We start from the raw sequence: 22461 nt of genomic DNA on the forward strand, positions 1-22461 counted from the left end.
GCTCAGTGTGGCCCGACGATCTCCGTGCCGCACGGGCCGCCGCCGACCGAGGCTTCGAGCCGGACGGGCTCGCCCGACATCGTGAGCGTCGGGTAGTACTCGGCGATCCGCTCGGCCGAGCGGCCGGTGTAGTGGCAGATGAAGCTGCGCCTGAAGCGGTCGGCCGTGCTGTTCGGCTCCGAGCCGTGCACCAGGCTGCCGTTGAAGAAGAGCACGTCGCCTGGGTTCATGTCCACGGGGACCTTCTCCAGGCCGGGCGGCGGGGGCACGTACTCGCGGGTGAACGAGACGCCCTGGTCGGCCTCCTCCGGGCAGAACAGGTCCATCAGGTGCGTGCCGGGGACGACCTCCAGGCCGCCGTTGGCCCGGTCCACCCGGTCGAGCGCCACCCAGGCGGCCACACAGGTGCCCGGCTCGACCCGGAGGTAGAAGTTGTCCTGGTGCAGCGCCTGGCCCCTGGCGCCCGGCGGCTTGAAGTAGAACATGCTCTGGGCTGCTATCGGCTCCTCGCCCAGGAGGTCGCGGAGTATCGCGCCGACGCGCGTGTCGAGCAGGTAGCGCAGGGCCACGTCGCTCACCTGGTGCGGGTGCATGATCCGGGGGTACTCGCGCAGGATGTCGTACGGCTGCCCCGGTTCCTGCGGCTGGGGTGCGAAGTGACCCGGGATCGGGCCCCGGGAGTGCATGGCCATGAACTCGTCGCGCAGCTCGGCCACCTCCTCCGGGGCGAGGAGACCGGGCACCAGCGTGTACCCCTGATCGTGGAAGTCTTTGAGCCTCATGTCTTCCACGCTAAGGAGCCGGATCGTGGAACGGTATGCCTGTGACCGCTGACGACCTGTCTGTTCCTGCTGCCGAGCTGATGATCGTGGGCCACTACGACCAGGCCGCCGGCTACGCCACGCGCCGCGAGGGCGGGTCGCCGAGCTGGCTGATGTTGTGGACCGAGGCGGGCGCCGGGTTCGTGACGCAGGGCGGGGAGTCGTTCGAGGTGCGGGCGGGGGACCTGGCGGTGCTGGAATCGGGAGTGGCCCAGCACTATCGGGTGCTGACGGGGGCGGAGCGGTGGCGGTTCTGGTGGGTGCACTTCCAGCCCCGCGCCTCCTGGGCGGCCTGGCTGGCGCCCTACGCCAGGGGCGGCGGGTGCCATCTGGTGGCGGGGGTGCCGAGGGTCGTGCACGAGCGGATCGAGCTGGCGTTCGCCCGGGCGCTGCGGGACGCGCGCTGGACGCCCGACACGCCGGTCCCCGGTCAGCGTGTCGGTCAGGGGGGTGGTCACGGGGGTGCCGTTCCCGCAGTCGTGTACGGCGGCGCGGCCAGGGAGCTGGTGCTGGGCGCCGTGGAGGAGGCGCTGGTGCTGGCCACCGCCACGGCCCGGCCCGAGGAGGCGGGCGAGGAGGGCGACGAGCGGGTACGCCGCGTCCTGGCGATCATCGCGGCCGAGCCGGGCGCCCCGCACTCGGTGGCCTCCCTCGCCCGCGCGGTCGCGCTCTCGCCCTCCCGCTTCGCCCACCTGTTCGCCGGGGCGACCGGCCAGACACCCATGGCGGCCGTACGCCGGGCGCGGGTACGTCACGCAGCGAGCCTGCTGGAGGTGACGGACATGGACGTCGGCCAGGTGGCGGCCGCCTCGGGCTTCGTCAGCCCGTTCCACTTCAGCCGGGCCTTCAGGAAGGAGTACGGCCTGCCGCCCCGCGACTACCGCGCGCGCCTCCGGCCTGCCGTCCCGTGACTGCCATGCCCGCCTCCGGCCTGCCGTCCCGCGACTGCCGTGCCCGCCTGCGGCCTGCCGTCCGGTGACTGCCGTGCCCGCCTCCGTCCTGCCGTCCCGTGCCTGCCTCCGTCCGGCCGCCAGCTGAAACGCGAGACCTTCACCAGAACTTCAGCGGAATGTCTCCCTGTGAACGCACAGCGCGACAGGACGCCCGTCAGGCTGTCGCCGCAGGTAACGGCCACCCCATGTAAGGACACCCATGCTCACCCGGCGTGCGCTCTTCGCCGGGGGCCTCGGCCTGGCCGCCGCCGCGGGCGCGAACCCCGCCCGCGCGGCCGTCCGGCGCGCCCCTCTGTCCGACCCCTTCCAGCTCGGCGTCGCCTCGGGTGAGCCAGCGCACGACGGCATGGTGCTGTGGACGCGCCTCGCCATGGATCCGCTCGCCCCCGACGGCCTCGGCGGCATGCCGGATCGCGAGGTGCCGGTCCAGTGGCAGCTCGCAAAGGACGAAAATTTCCGACATGTCGTACGACGTGGCGCCGAAGCGGCCCGCCCCGGCGCGGCCCACAGCGTGCACGTCGAACTCGGAGGACTCGACCCGGGCGCCGAATACTTCTACCGCTTCAAGGCCGGCGCCGAGATCAGCCCCGTCGGCCGTACCCGCACCACCCCCGCCCCCGGCACCCGCGCCACCCCGCTGAACCTCTCGTTCGCCTCGTGCGCCGACTACCAGGCGGGCTGGTTCACCCCGTACCGCAGGATGGCCGAGGACCAGCCCGACCTGATCGCCTTCCTCGGCGACTACGTCTACGAGTACGGCGACTACCAGCACCCGGTCCGCGACCAGGCCGGCGGCGAGTGCTTCGACCTGGCCGGCTACCGGCTGCGCCACGCCCAGCACAAGGCCGATCCGGATGCCAGGCTCGCCCACGCGATCGCCCCCTGGGTCGTGGTCTGGGACGACCACGACGTGGACAACGCCTGGGCCGGGGACGTGGCCGAGCAGCCCGGCCCGCCGTTCCTGGAGCGCCGTGCGGCGGCGTTCCAGGCGTACTACGAGAACATGCCGCTGCGCCGCGCCCAGAAGCCCGCCGGGGCGTCGCTCAGGCTGTACCGGAGCGTGCGCTGGGGCGCGGTGGCCAACCTGCACCTGCTCGACACCCGCCAGTACCGCGACCTGTACGCCTGCACCGGCAGGAGCGGCACCGTCGGCCCCGACTGCCTCGATCGCTTTGCTCCCAACCGCACCATCCTCGGCCAGGAGCAGGAAGGCTGGCTCGACGGCGAGCTGAAGGGATCGCAAGCCACCTGGGACCTGCTCGGCCAGCAGGTGTTCATGATGGAGATGGACTGGGTCAACGGCGAGGGCAAGGGCTACTCCAACGAGGGCTGGGACGGCTATGTCGCCTCCCGCGACCGCCTGACCGCCGCCATCGAGCGGTACGGGAGCAACGCGGTCGTGCTGACCGGCGACGTGCACTCCCACTGGGCCGGGGAGATCAGGCGCGGTTCGAAGCCCGTGGCCGTCGAACTGGTCACGACCTCGGTGACCAGCGCGGGCGACGGCCTGGACGAGTACCCGAACACGGGGGTCCTGCTGGCGGAGAACCCGCACGTGAAGTTCTTCAACGGCCGCCGGGGTTACGTGCGCGCCAGGCTCACGCGGGAGGAGATGAGGGTGGACTTCCGCTCGCTGGAGCGCGTCACCGAGCCGGGCGCGCCCGCCTACACCTCGGGCTCGTTCGTCATCGAGCCCGGCGACCCCGCGCTCAAGCCCGCCTAGATCTCGACGTGGCCGCCGCTGCGCCAGTAGACGTTGCCCTCCCGCGACAGCAGGTCCTCATCCACCAGGTAGCGGCGCAGGGCCGCGTAGTCGTCGTGGAAGGCCCGCAGCGCCACGTTCACGTCCTTCTCCGCGTAACGGACGCCGGGCTCGAAGACGGTCGCGATGTAGCGCAGCACGACGAGTCGCTTGTCGCGGCGGATCGCCGTGGTCGTCAGCCGCCCGTCCACCAGGAACGTCCGCAGCACCCGCTCCTCGGCGCTCAGTTCCTCGGCGGGCACGGCCCGCTCCCGCAGCAGGTCGCGGAAGCGCTCGGGGGTGGGGCGCCACACGCCGTCCTCGTCGCGGGCGGCCAGGCCGCCGCTGGCCAGCTTGTGCAGCGACTTCGGGGAGAGCCCCTCGGTCGCGCCGAGCACGAGGGAGGCGAAGGTCTTCAACGTGTCGTCCTGGTAGAGCAGCCCGAGGACGCGCCTGATCTCTTCGTCGTTCACTCCTCCCATTTTGTCCCATGATCACGGAAGCGGAACCGCACCGTCGCGGACAGCGAATTGCGCGGAATGTCTCGATCTTGGGACATGCTCATGACACGACCCCGACGTTTTCCGACAGACACTGAAAGCGACAGGCCTGTGCCGGAACGCCCTTGCCAGTCCGTTCCGGCACACGGCTTGTCTTCTTTTTCTTGTCTTCTTTTTCCTACAGGCGGTTCAGCCCCTGTACGTGCAGGACCGCGCGGCCCTCCTCGTCGGAGGCGGCCAGGTCCACCTGGGCATCGATGCCCCAGTCACCGTCTCCGGCCGGGTCCTTGATCGTCTGCCGCACCTTCCACAACCCGCTCTCCTCCTCGATGCGCAGCAGCGCGGGCCCGCGGGCGTCGGCGTCGGCGAAGATCTCCTCGTGCTCCTCGTAGTACGCGTCCAGCGCCGCGCCCCAGTCCACGTCGGGGGCGAGCTCCTCCAGCTCGTTCTCCTTCTCCAGGGAGCAGAGCTCGACCAGCCGGAACATCGCGTTGCGCACCAGCACGCGGAAGGCCCGCGGGTTGGCCGTGACAGGCCGCACCTTGGCCTCCAGCTGCTGGTGCTCCTCCAGCGCCTCCTCCGGGTTGGCCAGCTTCTCCCACTCGTCGATCAGCGAGGAGTCGACCTGGCGGACCAGCTCGCCGAGCCACTCGACCAGGTCGATCAGGTCGTCGGTCTTGAGGTGCTCTGGCACCGTACGGGACAACGTCCGGTAGGCGTCGGCCAGATAGCGCAGCACCGTGCCCTCGGAGCGGGTCAGCTCGTAGAACTGAATGTAGTCGCCGAACGTCATGGCCCGCTCGAACATGTCGCGCACCACGGACTTCGGGCTCACCGTGTAGTCGCCCACCCACGGGTGCCCCCGCCGGTAGGTCTCGTAGGCGCCGAGCAGCAGGTCGTCGAGCGGCATCGGATACATGATCTCGGCGAGCAGCTCCATGCGCTCCTCGTATTCGATCCCGTCGGCCTTCATCTGCCCGACGGCCTCGCCCTTGGCCTTCTTGAGCTGGGCGGACAGGATCTGGCGCGGGTCGTCGAGGATCGACTCCACGATCGAGACCAGGTCGAGCGCGTAGGACGGCGACTCGCGGTCGAGCAGGTCGAAGGCCGCCAGGGCGAACGTGGACAGCGCCTGGTTGAGCGCGAAGTCCTCCTGCAGGTCGATCGTCAGCCGGGCCCGCCGCCCCTGCTCGTCGGGCTCGCGGAACTGCTCCACGATGCCCCCGGCCAGCAGCGACCGGTAGATGGCGATGGCCTGGCTGATGTGCCGCCGCTGCCACTTGCGGTCCTCGTGGTTGTCGGTCAGCAGGTGCTTCATCGCCTGGAAGCAGTCGCCCGGGCGGTTGATCACCGCGAGCAACATGGCGTTGCTGACCTTGAAGCGCGAGTTGAGCGGCTCGGGCTCGGCGTCCTGAAGCTTCTGGAAGGTGTCCTCACTCCAGCCCACGAAGCCCTCCGGCGGCTTCTTGCGGGCGTAGCCGCGCCGCCGCTTGGGGTCGTCGCCGATCTTGGCCAGCGCCTTGGCGTTCTCGACGTCGTGCTCGGGAGCCTGGCAGGCGACGTAGCCGATGGTGTCGAAGCCCGCGCGGCCCGCCCGGCCGGCGATCTGGTGGAACTCGCGGGCGCGCAGCCGCCGCACCTTGTTGCCGTCGTATTTGGACAGGGCGGTGAACAGCACCGTCCTGATCGGCACGTTGACGCCGACGCCCAGCGTGTCGGTGCCGCAGATGACCTTCAGCAGCCCGGCCTGGGCCAGGCGCTCCACCAGACGCCGGTATTTCGGCAACATGCCCGCGTGGTGCACGCCGATGCCGTGGCGGACCAGCCGCGACAGCGCCCGGCCGAAGCGGGTGGTGAAGCGGAAGCCGCCGATCATGGCGGTGATGGCCTCCTTCTCGGCCTTGCTCGCGATGTTGATCGACATCAGCGCCTGGGCCCGCTCCATCGCCGCGGCCTGCGTGAAGTGCACGACGTAGACGGGCGCCTGGCCGGTCGAGAGCATCTCCTCCAGCGTCTCGTGCAGCGGCGTCATCCGGTAGGTGTAGATCAGCGGCACCGGCCGCTCGGCGTGCTTGACCACGGACGTCGGCCGCCCGGTGCGCCTGGTCAGGTCGCGCTCGAACATCGACATGTCGCCGAGCGTGGCCGACATGAGGATGAACTGCACGTCGGGCAGCTCGAGCAGCGGCACCTGCCAGGCCCAGCCGCGGTCGGGCTCGGCGTAGAAGTGGAACTCGTCCATGACGACCTGGCCGATGTCGGCCGCCGCCCCATCGCGCAGGGCCACGTTGGCCAGGATCTCGGCCGTGCAGCAGATGATCGGCGCGCCGGGGTTGACGCTCGCGTCGCCGGTCATCATGCCGACGTTCGCGGTGCCGAAGATGGCGCACAGGTCGAAGAACTTCTCCGACACCAGCGCCTTGATCGGCGCGGTGTAGAACGTGCGGATGTCGCGCGTCAGCGCGGCGAAGTGGGCGCCCGCCGCCACCAGGGACTTGCCCGAGCCCGTCGGCGTGGCCAGGATCAGGTTGCTGCCGGAGAGCACCTCGATGAGGGCCTCCTCCTGGGCGGGATAGAGCGTGAGCCCCCGCTCGGCGTTCCAGGCGACGAACGCGTCGAAGATGGCGTCGGGATCTGCGTCGATCTCTTCGGGCAGGCGGTCAACGAGTAGGCTCACACACCTATCCTGCCGAAGTTTGCCCCGTGGTCGAACCCAAGGCGGTCAACTCGGTCAAGCCGTCTTCAGATCGAGCCGCGGTAGCGAGGCCCTCACGGGGTGGTGGCGGGCACCTCCCATTCGAGGATTCCGGCGGAGAAGTCGTTCCGCAGGCGGGCGACGATGCGCAGTCCCTTCGTCGTGACGGGGTCGAAGGTGACGCGGTTGACCGTGTCGAGGGTCACGCCGTAACCGGAGGGCGAGGTGACCGGGCGCCACTGGTCGCCGTCGAGCCAGCGCAGCTCCCACGACGCCGGGACCCGGCAGCGGCCGATGCCCGTGTCGTCGAACCAGTACACCGCGCAGCCGGTGACGCGCCTGGGCTCGCGGTACTCGTACTGGACCCACTCCTCGGTGCCGAGGTGGTCCCACCAGGTGAAGCGGGGGATGTCGTGGTCGGCGGAGCTGCTCGGCCACCTGCCGTCGTACAGGGCCAGGATGGAGCCCTCGGCGTGGGAGGCGGACGCCTCGAACTCCGGCAGGGTCCACTCGTGCGCGCCGGGGCCGCTTCCCGCGACAGGGAACGAGGTGACGCGCAGGCGGGCGGCGCCCATGGGGATCAGCCGGACCTCCTCGGCGGGGCCGTCGGTGCGGGCGGGGCTGTCCTGGAGCTCGCGTACGACGCCCTGGGGGTCCGCCTGCCAGTTGTCGATCTTCCTGGCTCTGGCGCGGAGCTCCAGCGGGGCGCTCTCGGGCGTGAACGGGTTGGCGGGGAGGGGGCCGTGCCGCCGTACCAGGTGCAGGCGGGCGGGCTGGGGGCGGTCGAGGGCGTAGTTCCAGGCGGTCTCGGGGAAGACCTCGAACTCGGGAAAGTCCTCCGTGCCGCCGGTGCGCCGCCAGCTCTCGCCGATCGCCAGCGAGAAGGTCAGCGGGCCGTGGTCCACGGAGACGGAGCCGTGGTTCCGCGTCCACGTGCGTACGGAGGTGCGCATCGGCAGCGTCAGCTCCACCCGGTCGCCCTCGCGCCAGGTGCGCTCCACCACGACGTACCCGGCGCCCTCGGTGGCCACCGGCTGGGCGCGCCCGGCGCCGTCGGTGGGCACGCGCAGCCTCGGGCCGTCGCACCAGCCGGGGACGCGCAGGTAGAGCGGGAAGGCGACGGGCTCGGCGGTGGAGACCGTCAGCCGGATCGTCTCCTCGAACGGGTAGTCCGTGCGCTGGTCGATCGTCACCTCCTGGCCACCGGCGACGCGGGCGGTGACCGTGGAGTCGGCGTACATGGAGGCGGCCAGGCCGCGGTCGTGCGTGGCCAGCCAGAGCTCCTCGGCGTAGTACGGCCAGCCCATGCCGTAGTTGTGCGGGCAGCAGCGGTAGTTGTGCACGCCCGGCATGAACGCCTCCATGCCGAACCCGTTCTGGAACTGCCCGTAGACCTTGGCCGTGCGGTCGAGGCGGACGCTGTTGGCGCTGGTGATGTAGTGGATCGAGCGCTGCTCGGGGTCGAAGGCGGCGGGCATCGAGTTGATCGCCAGCTCCTCGCACCTGTCGGCCCACACCGGGTCGCCGGTGAAGCGCGTCAGCATCTCGAAGCTGTGCATGAACTCGACGATCCCGCAGGTCTCGAAGCCCTGCCGGGGGTCGCAGAAGCCGTCCCTGGTGTTCTCGTCACCGGCGAACCCGCCCCCGGCGAACTGGCCGAACCGGCCCATGACGGTGGCGTAGTTCCGGTACGTGGCCTGGGCCAGCGCGGGGTCGCCGGTGAGCAGGCCGTACTGGAGCGGCTCGCGGAAGCCCTGCGCGATGTTGACGTTGTGCCGGGTGGGCAGGCCGTTGACGTAGTCGGCGGAGCCGGCGTGCATCTTGCGCACCAGGTCGAGCAGCCGGCTCTCGCCGGTGCGGTTGTAGAGCCAGTAGACGCTGTCGATGTTGTCGCCCCACCTGAAGGCGCCCCAGCTCCGGTTGAACACCTCCGCCGGCTGCTCGGCCTGTAGGCGGAAATATCGGGACATGAAGGGGAGCACCCGGTCGTCCGCCGTGTACTCGTACCAGGAGCGGAACGCCGACAGCAGCGGCATCCCCGGCCAGAAGTCCGGGCCGCCCTCCAGCGACGTGCGCAGCCGCGCCGGGCCGAACCAGCCGTCGGGCTGCTGGGTGGCGACGATTCCGGCCAGCCAGCGCTCGGTCTTGGCCAGGGCGCCGGCGTCGCCGGTGACGTAGGCCAGGTCGCCGTACCCCCTGAGCCAGTACGGCAGCTCCTCCCACGCGCCGAGCTCCGGGTGGACCCAGCCGCAGGTGTCGTACCGCAGGAAGTCAGAAATCTCGTCATACCGGCCGCAGAGGCCGTCGAGCTGTAACCGGAGCTGGTGCGCCAGCCAGCCGCGTGCCCGCACTGCGCCCGGCGGCAGCTTGAGGAAGGGGGTGGGGGAGAGGGGCGCGCGGTTCGGCGTGTAGAGGCCGCCCGCGGCGGTCGCCGCCGGGCGTTTGACGAACCGGACACGGGTGCCGTCCGCCGCGTGGGCGGGGCCGCCGCCGGCCGCCAGTGCCGCCGCCGCTGCCCCGCCCGTGACGAGGAACCTGCGCCGCCCGATCGATGACTCGTGCTCCATGTGACCTCCCGCGCCTTATCGATCCGCTCGACCGCAGGAAATCCCAGAGAAACGATCTAGTCAAGACCGAATCGGTCTGATTCAGTCGAATTATGCGCGCAACTGCGACCGAGTATGTTCGGACCCGATCGTTATGCGCGAGTCCGCGGCCCTGTCAGCAGCAGCCCGCCGAGCACCGCGAGCACCGCGAGGAACGGACCGCCGCCGGGCGCGAACCCACCGGCCGTCAGCGTCAGCACGCCCGCCCCGACCAGCCCGGCCGCCGTCAGCGTGCCGCGCCACCCGGCCACCCCGTACGGCAGCGCGGGCGGCGTCTCGAACCGGGCGAACCCCTTCAGCAGCGGCCACAACACCAGGCACAGCAGCCCGAACCAGATCGGCCACCCGGCGAACCACAGGATGCTGCCCGGGCGCGGCGTGTCCACGCCCAGCAGGACCACCACGACCCCGGTCACCGCGAACAGGGCCGGCATGTGCCACAGGTACACCGTCATGATCCGCGGGCCGGCCCAGGCCAGCAGGCGGGCCGTCGGGAGCCGTACGAGCGCGGGGCGCAGCAGCAGGGCCAGGCCGATCTGCCCGAGCCCGACGGCGAGCATGGCCAGCGTGGGCGGCGCCATGTTGGACACCTCGGCGCCCGGCAGGCCGATCATGCTGCCCGGGTAGGGGCCATAGCCCACCAGCAGGGCCGCCGCGCCGAAGCCGCCGATCGCGAACAGCCAGGGGAGGCGCAGCCGGCCCTCGGCGTAGAAGAAGCCGAGCTGGTGCACCGCCAGCCAGACGAAGACGATGTTCAGGTAGCCCACCGCGTCCAGGCCGGTCGAGAACCGGGCCACGTCCGTCAGCACCGCTCCGGCCGCCAGGACGGCGGGGACGCGCCAGCCGTACCGCTCGTGCAGGCGCAGCGCGTACGGGGTGGCCGTGACGGCGATCAGGTAGACGGCCAGGAACCAGAGCAACTGGCCCGTCAGCTTCGCCCCCACCTCCAGCGGCTGCGCCGGCACGCCCAGGCTGAGCAGGACGTGCGGCAGCGGGATCCACACCGCCGCCAGCGGCAGCAGCGGCCAGGCCAGCCGCCGCAGCCGGACCGCCAGCCACGCCGGCGCGGGCTTGTCCGAGCGGCCGAAGCTGATCGCGTTCGCGGCGCCGCCCGCGAAGAACACCAGCGGCATCACCTGGCTGATCCACGTCACCAGCCACACACCCGGGGTCGACAGGGCGTTGCCCGTGCTCAGCCGGCCGCCCTCGTAGTCGAGGACCGGGATCGTCCAGTGCTGGAAGACGATGAGCGCCATGCCGAACACACGAAGCAGGTCGATGAACGGGTCACGGGCCGTCCGCCGCGCGCCTGCCGTACTGCGCGGCGGTGCGGTGGGGCGGTCCAGCAGGACGGTCATGGGAGTGCCTCGATTCGGCGGGGAGCGGATGCCCTCAAGGCTTCCGTTCCTGGCCCTCCGGCACAGTGCCGCGAGCCGCCCTCCTCAGGTCAAGATCCCCTCACCTGCGGGGGTAGGGCTGGCCCCACCCCCGTACACCGGCGCACCCACTCGTCCTGGGCGCGGGTAGGTCATACCGTTATGGCCATGCGCTCCCTGACGAGGCGTGTCCTTCTCGACACCCGCTACACGCTGGTCGGCTTCCCGACCACAGTCATCGGCTTCGTGCTCATGGTCGCGGGCTTCGCCGGCGGGCTGGCCACCACCGTCGCGTGGATCGGCATCCCGCTGCTGGCCGGCACGCTGCTGGTCGCCAGGGGCTTCGCCGACGCGGAGCGCGGCTGGTTGTCCGACGTGCTGCGGCGGCCCCCCGTGCGGCCCCGCTACCGGCCCGTGCCGCCCGGCGCCGGCCGCTTCCGCCGGCTCATCAACCCGCTGACCAGCGGGCAGTCCTGGCTGGACCTGCTGCACGGCATCCTCAACCTGCCGTTCGCGATCATCTCGTTCGTGCTCACCGTGGTGTTCTGGGCGATCCCCCTCGCGGGCCTCACCTGGCCTCTCTACGGCATCTTCCTCCTGCGCATCCCCGGCAACACCGAGCTGCCCGAACTGCTCGGCCTCGGCGACTCCTACGGCGTCGGCGTGGTCTTCTACGTCGGCCTCGGCCTGGTCTTCACGATGCTCATGCCGTTCGCGATCCGCGGCGCCGCGCTGATCAGGGCCGTTCTGGGCCGGGCGCTGCTGACCGGCGTGGCCGAGTTGCAGGAGCGCATCGACGACCTGGCCGAGGGCCGGGCCGCCGCCGTCTCCGCCGAGGCCAACGCGCTGCGCAAGCTGGAGCGCGACATCCACGACGGGCCGCAGCAGCGGCTGGTCTCGCTGGCCATGGAGCTGTCCAGGGCGCAGCGGCAGCTGTCCAAGGACCCCGAGGCCGCGCAGGCCACCCTCACCTCCGCCATCAGCGCGACCCGCGAGACCCTCGACGAGCTGCGCGCGCTCTCGCGCGGCATCGCCCCGCCGATCCTGTCCGACCGCGGCCTCGCGCCCGCCCTGGCCGCCCTGGCGGGCCGCTGCACGATCCCCGTGGACCTGGACGTCCAGACCGTCGAGCGCTACCAGGCCGCCGTCGAGAACGCCGTCTACTTCGTCTGCGCCGAGACCCTCACCAACGTGGCCAAGCACAGCCGCGCGACCGTCTGCACCGTCCAGCTTGTCCGCATCGGTGACATTCTCATGCTCACGATCGGGGATGATGGGGTCGGCGGCGCACACGTCGCCAAGGGACATGGGCTCGCCGGGCTCGCCGACCGGCTCCGCGCCGTCGACGGGGAGCTGACCGTGCAGTCGCCCGACGGCGGGCCCACAGTGATCGTGGCGGAGGTTCCGTGCGGGTAGTCGTGGCCGATGACGCCGTTCTGATCAGGGAAGGCCTGGTCAGGTTGCTTGAAGAGTTCGGCTGCGAGGTGGTGGCGACCGTCGGTGACGGCGACGCCCTCGTCGAGGCGATCGCCGAGCACAAGCCCGACGTGTCGGTGGTGGACGTGCGCATGCCGCCGTCCTTCACCGACGAGGGCCTCAAGGCGGCCGTGGAGGCCCGGCGCCGGGTGCCCGGGGCGCCGGTGCTGATCCTCTCGCAGTACGTCGAGGTCTCCTACGCCGATGACCTGCTCGCCGACGCCAGGGGCGCGGTGGGCTATCTGCTGAAGGACCGGGTCGTCGACGTCGACGAGTTCCTGGAGGGCCTGCGGCGGGTGGCCGCGGGCGGGACCGTGTTCGATCCTCAGGTGGTGTCCCAGTTGATGGTGCGCAGGCGCAAGGACGATCCGCTGGCGCAGCTCACGCCGCGCGAGCGCGAGGTGCTCGGGTTGATGGCCGAGGGGAAGTCGAACCCGGCCATCGGGCGGCAGCTCGTGATCAGCGACGGAGCCGTGGAGAAGCACATCAGGAGCATCTTCAACAAGCTCGGCCTCTACGCGGAGGACAGTGATCAGCATCGCCGGGTGCTCGCCGTACTGACCTACCTGCGTTCTTAAGGGGTTCCCGACCCCTCAGCCCGGCCCCCGTCGAGCGGGGCGGCTCCGCTCGGCGGTCCCTCCTGGCCTTGTGAGGGGTCGCTGGCCGGTCCGCGCGACACCGCGCGCGGACCTGGCCGCTCGGGGTTTAGCCGAGCGCGTCGACCAGCTTCTTGCGCTGCTGGGCGCCCAGGCCGCCGAGGCGGCGCTTCTCGTCCACGCCGGCCTCCTCCATCAGCGCGGTGGCCTTGGCGGGACCGACGCCCTTGACGGCGCGCAGCGCCTGGGACACCTTGATCTTCTTCGCGATGTCGTCGTCGCGCTCCAGCAGCTGAGCGAACGTGAGCTCGCCGGCCTTGACCTTGCCCAGCAGGGCCGTGCGGGCGGCACGGGCCTCGGCGGCCTTGGCCAGAGCGGCTTGACGCTGCTCGGGGGTGAGAGTGGGAAGTGCCATCTCAGTTCTCTCCTCGGGGAGTTTTACGTTCGGGTTCAGTGACCCGTGGTGCAGTGGCTAATCATGGCGGATACCAGCGGTTCGTGTTGCGGAAAGCGCCCGCTCAACGTGCGGCTCGCACCGACTCGGCCGCTTCCGCGCACGCCACGTGCCGCGTGACCGTGCCTCCGCCCGGCCCCTGCACCACCGACCACGCTTTCTGTCTCACCGTAGCCCTGCCGGAGCGGGATGCCACCTCCGGCGCCCGCGAAACGGCCCGCCGGCTCCGCTCCGGGGGCGGCGGGCGCGGGCGGCTTCCGCCCGGGTTCGCGCAGAAGCGCGCCCAGCCCGGCGCGGGCACCGGACCGGAGATCTCCGCACCGTCCATACGCTGGGAAGACGCCGGATTCCCGCGCTCGTCCACGACCGCCGCGCGCTCTCGCGGAACGCCTGCTTCACGGCCGCTTCCGTCATGCGGAGCGTGGGTACGGGATTCACGCGTACGGCTTCCCGGCCCATGATTGTTTCGCGCATCGGACCCTTGCGTGCGTACCCGCCCTCTGCCCGGCCCGGCAAGATCGCATACGTGACCTCGCGGGGACGCGCTATAGCGGCTTTTCCCCGGCCAGGGTGGAATGCGTCACACTTTGCCGGTCGGGCGTGTCGCGACCCTGGTCAGGGTGGCTTTTCCGCCAGAGTTCAAGACCCTCGGTCGTGAGGAAGTCATCGAAGACGGACTCCATCGCGCCCAGGAGCGAGCCGCGCCAGCCGAGAGCCGAACCCTCGATCCTGGGCGGGTGGTCGCGGCGGATCGCCATGAGAACCGGCTCGCAGGCTTCCATGAGGGCCTGCCCGGCCCGCTCGCGCAGTTCCGGGCCGTGCCCCGACAGGATGACCACCTCGGGGTCGTGGGCGTTCACGAGGGCCGCTATGCCGCGTCCCAGGACCCTGGCGTTGGCCTCCACCGCCTCCTGGCTCGTGGCCAGCACGTGCTCGGCCTGCTCCCTGCCCCTGCCGCCACCGTAGGCGAGGCCGACGTGGCGCAGCAGGGCGTTCGCGCCGACGCCCATGCTCCAGCAGCCCCTGGCGCCGCACGGGCACGGGCGGTCGTCGCCGGTGAGCGGCATGTGCCCGAACTCGGCCCCGGTGCCGCTCGCGCCCGCCACCGGGCGCCCGTCCACGACCAGCACGCCGCCGAGGTCGAAGTCCACGTGCAGGTGCAGGCCCACCTTGACGCCCTGCAGGCGGCCCCGCCGCGCCTCGGCCAGGGCCGCGAAGGCGGTGTCGTTGCCGACGACGAGCGTGGCGGAGCCGGCCGCTGTCGTGCCGGCCGCTGTCGTGGTGGACGTCGTCGTGCGGGCCGTCGTCGTGCGGGCCGTCGTGCGGGCCGTCGTGCGGGCCGTCGTGCGGGCCGTCGTGCGGGCCGGAGTCTGGGAGGCGAGCAGGGCGGGGACGTCCACCGAGCGCCAGCCCAGGTGGGCGATGTCCACCAGGCCGCCGTGGCGCACCGGGCCGGCCAGGGCCACGCCGGCGCCGATCACCCGGTGGCCGAGCCGCCGCCGGTGCGTGGCGATGGCCTCACCCAGCGACCCGAGCGCGCCCTCGGGAGTGCCGTCGTGCGGGCGTACGCCGAGCACCGTCACCCGCCCGCCCAGCTCGCACGCCGCCAGTTCCCAGGCGTCCTCCCGCACGTCCGCGGCCAGCGCGATCGGCCCGTACGGATGCGGCCCCGGCACCTGCGTCGGCCGCCCGCGCACATGCTCGCGGGCCGGCTCCTCGTGCAGCAGCCCGTCCTCCGCCAGCCCCGCGACCAGCACCGACGCCGTGCCCCGCGCCAGGTGCAGGTCGCGCGTGAGCTGGGACCTGGTGCGGGTGGCCCCGCAGTCGTGCACGGCGCGCAGCAACCTGACCCGGTTGTGCGCGCGAAGCTCGCCACTCGTCGTAGCTCCATTCACGATCACAGTTTATGCTCTAGTCGTGAACAAAAGCCTCATTGATGCCAGACGGGCTCGTGCCGGAGTTTTCGGATTCTTCTTTCTCGCCGGTTTTGTCATGGGTTTGTGGGCGGCCGGCCTGCCCTCGCTGAACGACCGGCTCGACCTCGGCCCCGGCCGGCTGGGCAGCGTCCTGCTGCTGATCTCCGGTGGCGCGCTGGTGTCGATGCTGGCGGCAGGGCCGCTGGTGGACCGGTGGTCGAGCCGGCGGGTGTGCTGGTTCGCCGGCCCGTTCTCCGGCCTGGTGCTGCTCGGGCCCGCGCTCGCGCCGTCGTACTGGGCGCTGGCGGCGCTGGCGGTGCTGTTCGGACTCGGGCTGGGGGTGACCGAGGTCGCCATGAACGCCCACTCCGTCGAGGTCGAGCGCCGTTACGGCCGGCCGATCATCTCCGCCTTCCACGGCACGTGGAGCCTCGGCGGGGCGGCCGGGGGCGGGCTCACCTCGCTCGCGCTGCAGGCGGGGCTGGAGGCGCAGTGGCTGCTGATCGCGGCGGCGGTGGTGGTGCCGTTCCTGTACGTGCCGGCGGCGCGCCTGCTGCTGCCCGACCCGCCCGAGCACGTCTCCGCGGAGTCCGGGTCCGGGTCAGGGTCCGGCGGTTCGTTGCGCTGGGGGCTGATCGCGCTGCTCGGGCTGGCCGCGTTCGCCGGGCATCTGAGTGAGGGGGCGGCCATCGACTGGGCCGCGTTGCACGCCCGGTGGGTGCTGGAGGTGGATCCGGCCATGGCGCCGCTGGCGTACACGATCTTCTCCGTGGCCATGACCACCGTGCGACTGCTGGGGGACCCGATCAGGGCCAGGCTCGGCTCCGTGCGGACCATCCAGCTCGCCGGCGTGTTCGCCACCGCCGGCTACGCCCTCGTCCTGCTCTCGCCCCTGGCGGGAGCGCTGCAGGTGGTGTGCGCCTGGACCGGGTGGGCGCTGGCGGGCGTGGGACTGGCGACGGTCGTGCCGGTGTTGTTCAGCGCCGTCGGGGCGGCGGGCGGCCGGGTCGGGCGGGCGCTGGCCATGGTGACGGCCTTCGGCTACAGCGGGCTGCTGCTCGGGCCCGCCGTGCTGGGCTACGTGGCCGAGTCGACGTCGCTGCCCGTGGCGCTCGTCATCCCGGCCGTCCTGGCCGCCGTGGTGACGCTCGCCGGCTCTCCCGCCATCCGCGCCCTCCTGCGGCACTCCGCTCCCGCCGCGCGGGAGACGAGCCTGGAGTGCGAGCCGGAGCCCGCACGCGACTGATCCTTTCCCGTGCGCCCGCCCGTCCGGGGCGCACGGGATTTGCCACAAAGCCCGCTGACCTGGTGTTATGCGATCGTGACTTGACCTGCAAGTTACATCCAGGTTTCATGTCCCCACACCGTAAACGTTTACAGAGTCGCTCTTGTAAACGTTTACGACTGATGGAAGGACAACCTTGGCCGACGGACCCACGATCAACACGATCGCCGAGCGCGCCGGTGTCTCGATCGCCTCCGTCTCGCGGGTGTTGAACGGCCTGCCGACCAGGCAGGACACCGTGCGCAAGGTGATGGCCGCCGCGGACGAGCTCGGCTACGTGCGCAACGCCGTGGCCAGGTCGCTCAAGTCGCGCCGCACCCACCAGGTCGCCTTCGCCATGGCGGACGTCGGCAACCCCGCCTACCTGGCCATGCTGCGCGAGATCCAGCCGGTGCTGAAGGCCGCCGGCTACCGGCTCGTGCTGCACTCCACCGACGCCGTCGTGGCCGACGAGATCGACGTGCTGCACAGCCTCGGCGAGCGCTACGTGGACGGGCTGATCATGAGCCCCCTCCGCGTCACCGAGACCCATCTGGAGATGCTGGCCGCGGCCAGGGCGCCCGTCGTGATCATCGGGTCGGTGCCCGAGGGGACGCGGGTGGACAACGTACGCGCCGACTCCAGGACCGGTGTGCGGCTGGCCGTCGATCACCTCTACGCGCTCGGCCGCCGCCGCATCGCCATGATCAACGGCCCCCTCGACACCGTGCCGGGCGCCGCCCGGGGGTCCGCCTACCGGGAGGCGCTTTCCGACCTCGGCCTCCCCTACGACGAGGACCTCGTGCAGATCGGTGACTTCTACCGGCGCGAAGGGGCCCGTGCGGTGGCGGAGTTGCTGGCCAGGGTGCCCGACGTGGACGCGCTCATGTGCGCCAACGACCTGATCGCGCTCGGCGCGCTCGACGTGCTGCGCTGCGCGGGCAAGCGGGTGCCGCAGGACGTGGCGGTGGTCGGCATGGACGACACCGACCTGGCCGCGGCCTCGTGGCCGTCGCTGACCAGCGTCTCGCTGGGGTCGGCCGAGCGTGGCAAGGCCGCCGCCGAACTGCTGCTGGAGCGGCTGCGGGGCGGCGACCGCGAGCCCCGGCTGGTCACCGTGCCGCCCCGCCTCTCGGTGCGCGCCTCCACGGCGGGGCCCGCGTACAGGGCCGATGAGCGTGGCGGGAAGGAGGGCGGGCGGTGACGGCGACCACGACGAGACCGGCGCCGCCGCGCCGGCCGCGGGCCAGGCGCCGCGGCCTGTCGCGTCAGACGCGCGAGATGTGGCTGCTGATGTTGCCGGCCATGGTGCCGGTGCTGCTGTTCAGCGTGGGCCCCCTGCTGTACGGCATCGGCCTGGCCTTCACCGACGCCCGCAACACCCGCGTCCACGAGACCAGCTTCGTCGGCCTGGAGAACTTCACCCGCCTGCTGACCGACGACGAGTTCTGGTCGTCGTTCCAGATCGGCGCGATCTGGTCCGTCTCGGTGACCGTGCTGCAGTTCCTGGCCGCGCTCGGCCTGGCCCTGCTGCTCAACGAGAAGCTGCGCGGCCGGGGCGTGGCCAGGGTGCTCTCGGTGGTGCCGTGGGCGATGCCGCCGGTGGTCATCGGCCTGATGTGGAAGCTCGTCTACCACCCCGACGCCGGCGTTCTGAACGACCTGCTCGGCACCCACATCAACTGGCTGGCCGACTTCTCGCTCGCGCTGCCCGCGATCATCGTGGTCGGGATCTGGGCGGGCATGCCGCAGACGACGGTCGTCCTGCTCGCGGGCCTCCAGAACGTGCCCAAAGAGCTCTACGAGGCCGGTGAGATGGACGGCGCGGGCTCCTGGCGGCGCTTCTGGAACATCACGCTGCCGCAACTGCGCCCCATCATCGTGGCGATCACCTCGCTCGACTTCGTGTGGAACATCAACCAGTTCGGGCTGGTCTACGTGCTCACCCAGGGCGGGCCGGGCGGGCGGACGCGGTTGCCGATGTTGTTCGCCTACGAGGAGGCGTTCAGGTATCGCATGGCCGGATACGCCTCGATGCTCGGCCTCGCCATGGCGATCGTCGTGCTGGCGGTGCTCGGACTGTATCTGTGGCGCCAGATGAGGGGGGTCAAGTGAAACGCGTTTCACAGTACGTCGCGCTGATCGCGTACGTCGTCTTCCTGGCCTTCCCGCTCCTGTGGTTGTTGTCCACGGCGCTGAAGACGCCGCAGGAGATGGCGCTGACGGAACCGACGTGGATTCCGCGCGAGCCCACGCTGGCCAACTTCGGCGACGCGTTCGGCGAGCAGGACCTCGTCGGGGCGGCGCTGCGCAGCCTCGTCGTGGCGCTGTTCAGCAGCGTGATCACGGTGCTGATCTCGTTGCCCGCCTCCTACGCGATGGCGCGTTACCGGGGCCTGGTGAACAAGATCGCGATCGGGTGGGTGCTGGTCAGCCAGGTGTTCCCGTTCATCCTGATCATCATTCCGCTCTTCCTGATCCTGCGGGACCTGGACCTGGTGAACACGCTGCCTGGACTGGTGGTCGTCCATGTGACGTTCACGCTGCCGTTCGCGCTGTGGATGTTGCAGGGCTACGTGCGCGCGGTGCCGCCCGAACTGGAGGAGGCGGCGGCCGTGGACGGCGCGAGCCGGCTGCGCTCGATCGTGAGTGTGGTCGCGCCGCTGCTCGCGCCGGGTGTGGTGGCCACGCTGCTGTTCTCGTTCATCTCGTCCTGGAACGAGTTCATGTTCGCGCTCGTGGTCCTGCAGGACCCCGAGGTCATGACGCTCCCGCTGACGCTGGTGAGGTTCACCGGCCCCGAGGGGGTGGCCAGGCTCGGCCCGCTGGCCGCGGCGTCGCTCATGGCGACGATCCCGAGCCTGATCTTCTTCGCAATCATCCAGCGGCGATTGAAGTCCGGCCTGATGGCCGGCGCCGTCAAGGGCTAGTAGGAGGCTCATATGCGATTCAAGTCCGCTCTGGCGGTGGCGGCGGTCCTCACGCTCACCGCCGCGTGCGGCGGGGGAGGCGGCGGCGAGTCGTCGTCCTCCTCCAACGAGCCAGTCAAGATCAATTTCCTCAGCCTGGCGTGGCAGAAGGAGTCCGTCGCCGCGAACAAGCAGATCGTGGACGAGTGGAACAAGGCCAACCCCAAGATCCAGGTCACCTACGTCCAGGGCAGCTGGGACAACGTCAACGACCAGCTCGTCACCCAGTTCGCCGGCGGCACGGCCCCTGACGTCATCCACAACGACTCGCCCGCGCTGTCCGGCTTCGCCTCCGACGGCTACCTGCTCGATCTCAGCGACAAGCTGCCCGCCGAGCTCAAGAGCGACATCCCGCAGCCCGCCTGGGACACCGTCACCTTCGACGGCGGCAAGGGCGAGCAGGGCGTGTACGGGGTGCCGTTCCTGCAGGAGTCGCAGGTCATCATCGCCAACAAGAAGCTGCTCGACGAGGCCAAGGTACGCATCCCCACCAACGACGACCCGTGGACCTGGGAGGAGTTCTCCGCGGCCGCCAAGAAGATGACCAAGGGCGGCGCGTACGGCGTCGCCTGGCCCATGAAGTCGCCCGTCAACAAGACGCTCAACCTGGCGCTCAACTTCGGCGGCACGTTCTTCCAGACCGCCGGCGGCAAGACCACCGTCAAGGTCGGCCCCGAGGAGCGCGAGGTGCTCCAGCGCATCCACGACCAGCTCTACAAGGACAAGTCCGCCGACCCGGCCGCGCTCGGCCAGGGCACCGCGGACCCGCTGCCCGCCTTCTACAAGGGCAAGTTCGCCCTGCTGCCCACCGGCGTCTACCTGCGCCAGCAGGTCGTCGAGCAGGCGCCCGACGGGTTCGAGTGGGTCACGCTGCCCGCGCCCAAGGGCACCAGCGCCCAGCAGGGGGCCGTCTCGCAGACGCTGTCGATCGCGCAGGAGAGCGAGCATCCGGACGAGGCCATGAAGTTCATCTCGTTCTTCCTGAACGGCGCGAACCAGGCCAAGCTCGCCAAGGGCGACTGGCTCCTGCCCACCTCCCAGACGGCCGCCGCCGACCCGGCGATGACCACGAAGGACAACGGCTGGGACGTGGCCACCGCCTCCGGCAAGAACCTGGTGGTGGCGCCGTTCCTGAAGGTGAACGGGTTCGACGAGTGGAAGAGCAAGGTCGCCACGCCGACGCTCCAGGAGTACTTCGCCAACAAGATCACTATCGACCAGGCGGCGGCCAAGCTGGTCGAGGACGGCAACAAGGTGTTGGAGCGGTACCAGCGGTGACCTCTACGCGAGACAGGGCCCGGGGGTGTCTGCTCGGCCTCGCGGCCGGTGACGCCCTCGGGGCTCCCGCCGAGAACCTGACGCCGGAGGAGATCCGGCGCCGGTGGGGCCGGCTGACGGAGATCGAGGGCGGCGGGACCGACGACACGGAGTACGCGATCTTCGCGGCCTCCCTCCTGGTCCGCCACGGGCACGCGCTGACCCCGGCCGACGTGGCGGCCGCGTACCGCTCGGAGATCATCCCCCGGGTCACGGGGCCCATGCGCGGGGCCGGCTTCTCTGAGCTGGGCACCATCGAGGCGCTCCGGCGTGGTCTGGAGCCGCCGCTGACCGGACAGGTCCATTCCCACGGATGGTCGGACGGGCTCGCCATGCGCGCCGCGCCCTACGGCGTCTTCTGCCCGGGCGATCCCGTTGAGGCGGCCCGGCTGGTGCAGCAGGACGGGCTGGTCAGCGGGTCCGGCGAGGGCATCCTGGGCGGCCGCGCCATCGCCGGCGCGGTCGCCGCCGCCATGGCCGGCGCCACCCCCCGGGAGGTGGTGCTGGCAGCGCTGTCGGTGATCCCTGCGGACTCATGGACGGCCCGCAACGTGGTACGCGCCTGCGAGTCCCTCGGCTGGTCCCCGTCCGCCTCCCCGCCGGTCGCGTCCCACCCACCGGATGCCGCCGCGCCACCCACCACCGCCGATGCGGCGTCCGACGGGGCCTCTCCCGGCGCCGGTGTGCCGGGTGTGGAGGTCATTGAGGCGCTGCACGAGGCCGTGGTGGTCAAGCATTACCCCTGGACCGACGTGGCCCCCGAGGCCGTGGCGCTGGCGCTGGCCGCGTTCCTGGCCGGAAACGGTGAGGTGGAGGCGGCCGTGACGTTCGGGGTGAGCCTGGGCAGGGACGCCGACACGATCGGCGCCATTGCGGGCGCGGTGGCAGGAGCCGGCCAGGGCGAGCGGGGAGTCCCCGCCCGCTGGGCCGCGAGGATCGGCCCCGTGACGGGCAAATGCCTGCCCGTCACGGCAGGAAGACACGTGCTGGACGTCGCCGACGAACTGGCGGGAGGACTGTAGATCACAATGTCGGGGGACAGAATCAGAGGAGCCTTCATCGGGCTCGCCGTCGGTGACGCGGCGGGCTGGCCGGCGGCCAGGCATCGCTCGGCCTTGCACGCCCCATGGAGCCGCCGCCTGCACCGCGAGCTGGACGCGTTCGCGGAAGAGCACCGGGTCACCACGCTGCCGGTGCCGTTCGCGCTGAACCAGCCCGTCGCGCCCCTGCGCGTCGGCCCGTCCGACGACGCCGAATGGCTGGCGTGGACGGCGCTCACCATGGATCACCCGCGCGCCGAGGCGTTCAGAGAGCTCGGCGAGCGCGTCAGGGCGCGCATCTCCGTGGCGACCGCGCTGGACAACCTGGCCAAGGGCGTGGAACCGCCCGCGTCCGGACACGACAACCCGCACCACTTCGACGACGCCGCCGCCGTCAGGGCCGTGGCGTTCGGAGCCCTGGGGAGGGACCCCACACAGGACGCCCAGGTGACGAACGCCGCCGACGGCGTGCTCGGCGCCCAGGCCATGGCCGCGGCGGTGGCCGAGGCCGTGACGTCCGGCGACGTGGGGAGAGCGGTGGAGGCGGCGCTGGCCGTACTGCCGGAGGAGAGCGCCATCGGGCACAACGCCCGCCTGGCGCTGAGCGTCGCCAGGAAGGCGGGAGACCCGTTCGGCGCGATCCCCGCGCTGGACGCCGCGCTGCACGACCACGTCTACAGCTACGGCGTGGGCGCCGCGCAGACGGTGGCCGTGGTGCCGCTGCTGGCCGAGACGGC

18 protein-coding genes are annotated in these 22461 nt (G+C 71.3%); 11 read left to right on the plus strand and 7 right to left on the minus strand.

Going from position 1 to position 22461, the window contains the following annotated elements; translation table 11 throughout:
* Nucleotides 1-2: 2 nt before the first annotated feature.
* Nucleotides 3-782, minus strand: a complete 780-nt coding sequence (locus ACFPZ3_RS53615; RefSeq protein ID WP_379522180.1) for a phytanoyl-CoA dioxygenase family protein — start codon at nucleotides 780-782, stop codon at nucleotides 3-5.
* Between the two features lie 35 nt (nucleotides 783-817).
* Between ACFPZ3_RS53615 and ACFPZ3_RS53620 the strand changes: the two genes are divergently transcribed.
* Together ACFPZ3_RS53620 and ACFPZ3_RS53625 are read left to right on the plus strand one after the other, a co-directional pair.
* Nucleotides 818-1732 carry a helix-turn-helix domain-containing protein gene (locus tag ACFPZ3_RS53620; protein WP_379522181.1) on the plus strand — a complete coding sequence of 305 codons (915 nt, stop codon included), beginning with the start codon at nucleotides 818-820 and terminating at the stop codon, nucleotides 1730-1732.
* Between the two features lie 241 nt (nucleotides 1733-1973).
* A complete protein-coding gene (locus ACFPZ3_RS53625) occupies nucleotides 1974-3497 on the plus strand; it encodes an alkaline phosphatase D family protein (protein WP_379522182.1) in 1524 nt (507 codons plus the stop codon).
* Here the strand turns inward: ACFPZ3_RS53625 and ACFPZ3_RS53630 are convergent.
* The 4 genes from ACFPZ3_RS53630 to ACFPZ3_RS53645 all read right to left on the minus strand — a co-directional run bounded on the left by ACFPZ3_RS53630 (nucleotide 3494) and on the right by ACFPZ3_RS53645 (nucleotide 10674).
* A complete protein-coding gene (locus tag ACFPZ3_RS53630) occupies nucleotides 3494-3988 on the minus strand; it encodes a DUF2087 domain-containing protein (protein WP_379522183.1) in 495 nt (164 codons plus the stop codon). The genes ACFPZ3_RS53625 and ACFPZ3_RS53630 overlap by 4 nt on opposite strands.
* A gap of 205 nt (nucleotides 3989-4193) precedes the next feature.
* Nucleotides 4194-6692 (minus strand): DEAD/DEAH box helicase, encoded by a 2499-nt coding sequence (locus ACFPZ3_RS53635; protein WP_379522184.1) that lies wholly within the window; start codon nucleotides 6690-6692, stop codon nucleotides 4194-4196.
* Between the two features lie 92 nt (nucleotides 6693-6784).
* A complete protein-coding gene (locus ACFPZ3_RS53640) occupies nucleotides 6785-9277 on the minus strand; it encodes a beta-L-arabinofuranosidase domain-containing protein (protein ID WP_379522185.1) in 2493 nt (830 codons plus the stop codon).
* Nucleotides 9278-9408: 131 nt separating this feature from the next.
* Entirely contained in the window at nucleotides 9409-10674 is a 1266-nt protein-coding gene (locus ACFPZ3_RS53645) for an acyltransferase family protein (RefSeq protein ID WP_379522186.1), read from the minus strand.
* Between the two features lie 186 nt (nucleotides 10675-10860).
* On the opposite strand from ACFPZ3_RS53645, the gene ACFPZ3_RS53650 reads away from it, so the two are divergent.
* Together ACFPZ3_RS53650 and ACFPZ3_RS53655 are read left to right on the plus strand one after the other, a co-directional pair.
* The gene (locus ACFPZ3_RS53650; protein ID WP_379522187.1) at nucleotides 10861-12108 is read left to right on the plus strand and encodes a sensor histidine kinase; all 1248 of its coding nucleotides are present in this window, start codon (nucleotides 10861-10863) and stop codon (nucleotides 12106-12108) included.
* On the plus strand, nucleotides 12099-12746 hold the full coding sequence (locus tag ACFPZ3_RS53655; protein WP_358105265.1) for a response regulator transcription factor: 648 nt from the start codon (nucleotides 12099-12101) through the stop codon (nucleotides 12744-12746). The genes ACFPZ3_RS53650 and ACFPZ3_RS53655 overlap by 10 nt, the downstream gene beginning before the upstream one ends.
* Before the next feature lie 127 nt (nucleotides 12747-12873).
* Here ACFPZ3_RS53655 and mihF read toward each other — a convergent pair whose 3' ends face one another.
* Nucleotides 12874-13179: an integration host factor, actinobacterial type gene (gene mihF / locus ACFPZ3_RS53660; protein WP_138697789.1), complete on the minus strand. Its 306-nt coding sequence runs from the start codon at nucleotides 13177-13179 to the stop codon at nucleotides 12874-12876.
* A 584-nt stretch (nucleotides 13180-13763) separates the two neighbouring features.
* Entirely contained in the window at nucleotides 13764-15113 is a 1350-nt protein-coding gene (locus ACFPZ3_RS53665; RefSeq protein WP_379522188.1) for an ROK family protein, read from the minus strand.
* Nucleotides 15114-15135: 22 nt separating this feature from the next.
* Here ACFPZ3_RS53665 and ACFPZ3_RS53670 point away from each other — a divergent pair, with 22 nt between their 5' ends.
* The 7 genes from ACFPZ3_RS53670 to ACFPZ3_RS53700 all read left to right on the plus strand — a co-directional run.
* Entirely contained in the window at nucleotides 15136-16380 is a 1245-nt protein-coding gene (locus ACFPZ3_RS53670) for an MFS transporter (protein ID WP_379522189.1), read from the plus strand.
* Nucleotides 16381-16555: 175 nt separating this feature from the next.
* Complete coding sequence (locus tag ACFPZ3_RS53675) at nucleotides 16556-17602, plus strand: LacI family DNA-binding transcriptional regulator (RefSeq protein WP_379522190.1); 1047 nt, start codon at nucleotides 16556-16558, stop codon at nucleotides 17600-17602.
* Nucleotides 17599-18513, plus strand: a complete 915-nt coding sequence (locus ACFPZ3_RS53680) for a carbohydrate ABC transporter permease (protein ID WP_379522191.1) — start codon at nucleotides 17599-17601, stop codon at nucleotides 18511-18513. Before ACFPZ3_RS53675 ends, ACFPZ3_RS53680 begins: the two co-directional genes overlap by 4 nt.
* The gene (locus tag ACFPZ3_RS53685) at nucleotides 18510-19328 is read left to right on the plus strand and encodes a carbohydrate ABC transporter permease (protein ID WP_379522192.1); all 819 of its coding nucleotides are present in this window, start codon (nucleotides 18510-18512) and stop codon (nucleotides 19326-19328) included. The genes ACFPZ3_RS53680 and ACFPZ3_RS53685 overlap by 4 nt, the downstream gene beginning before the upstream one ends.
* A 12-nt stretch (nucleotides 19329-19340) precedes the next feature.
* Nucleotides 19341-20645 (plus strand): ABC transporter substrate-binding protein, encoded by a 1305-nt coding sequence (locus tag ACFPZ3_RS53690; protein WP_379522193.1) that lies wholly within the window; start codon nucleotides 19341-19343, stop codon nucleotides 20643-20645.
* Nucleotides 20642-21706: an ADP-ribosylglycohydrolase family protein gene (locus ACFPZ3_RS53695; protein WP_379522194.1), complete on the plus strand. Its 1065-nt coding sequence runs from the start codon at nucleotides 20642-20644 to the stop codon at nucleotides 21704-21706. Before ACFPZ3_RS53690 ends, ACFPZ3_RS53695 begins: the two co-directional genes overlap by 4 nt.
* 6 nt (nucleotides 21707-21712) lie before the next feature.
* Nucleotides 21713-22461: ADP-ribosylglycohydrolase family protein (locus ACFPZ3_RS53700; protein WP_379522195.1), on the plus strand; the 749-nt coding region annotated here is incomplete at its 3' end.

The organism is Nonomuraea insulae, from assembly GCF_042656245.1.

What these genes read in the sequence shown, in the direction of transcription:
- mihF (WP_138697789.1), bottom strand. Translation starts at nt 13,179, where the DNA reads ATGGCACTTCCCACTCTCACCCCCGAGCAGCGTCAAGCCGCTCTGGCC.
- ACFPZ3_RS53645 (WP_379522186.1), bottom strand. Translation starts at nt 10,674, where the DNA reads ATGACCGTCCTGCTGGACCGCCCCACCGCACCGCCGCGCAGTACGGCA.
- ACFPZ3_RS53615 (WP_379522180.1), bottom strand. Translation starts at nt 782, where the DNA reads ATGAGGCTCAAAGACTTCCACGATCAGGGGTACACGCTGGTGCCCGGT.
- ACFPZ3_RS53650 (WP_379522187.1), top strand. Translation starts at nt 10,861, where the DNA reads ATGCGCTCCCTGACGAGGCGTGTCCTTCTCGACACCCGCTACACGCTG.
- ACFPZ3_RS53640 (WP_379522185.1), bottom strand. Translation starts at nt 9,277, where the DNA reads ATGGAGCACGAGTCATCGATCGGGCGGCGCAGGTTCCTCGTCACGGGC.
- ACFPZ3_RS53620 (WP_379522181.1), top strand. Translation starts at nt 818, where the DNA reads ATGCCTGTGACCGCTGACGACCTGTCTGTTCCTGCTGCCGAGCTGATG.
- ACFPZ3_RS53625 (WP_379522182.1), top strand. Translation starts at nt 1,974, where the DNA reads ATGCTCACCCGGCGTGCGCTCTTCGCCGGGGGCCTCGGCCTGGCCGCC.
- ACFPZ3_RS53690 (WP_379522193.1), top strand. Translation starts at nt 19,341, where the DNA reads ATGCGATTCAAGTCCGCTCTGGCGGTGGCGGCGGTCCTCACGCTCACC.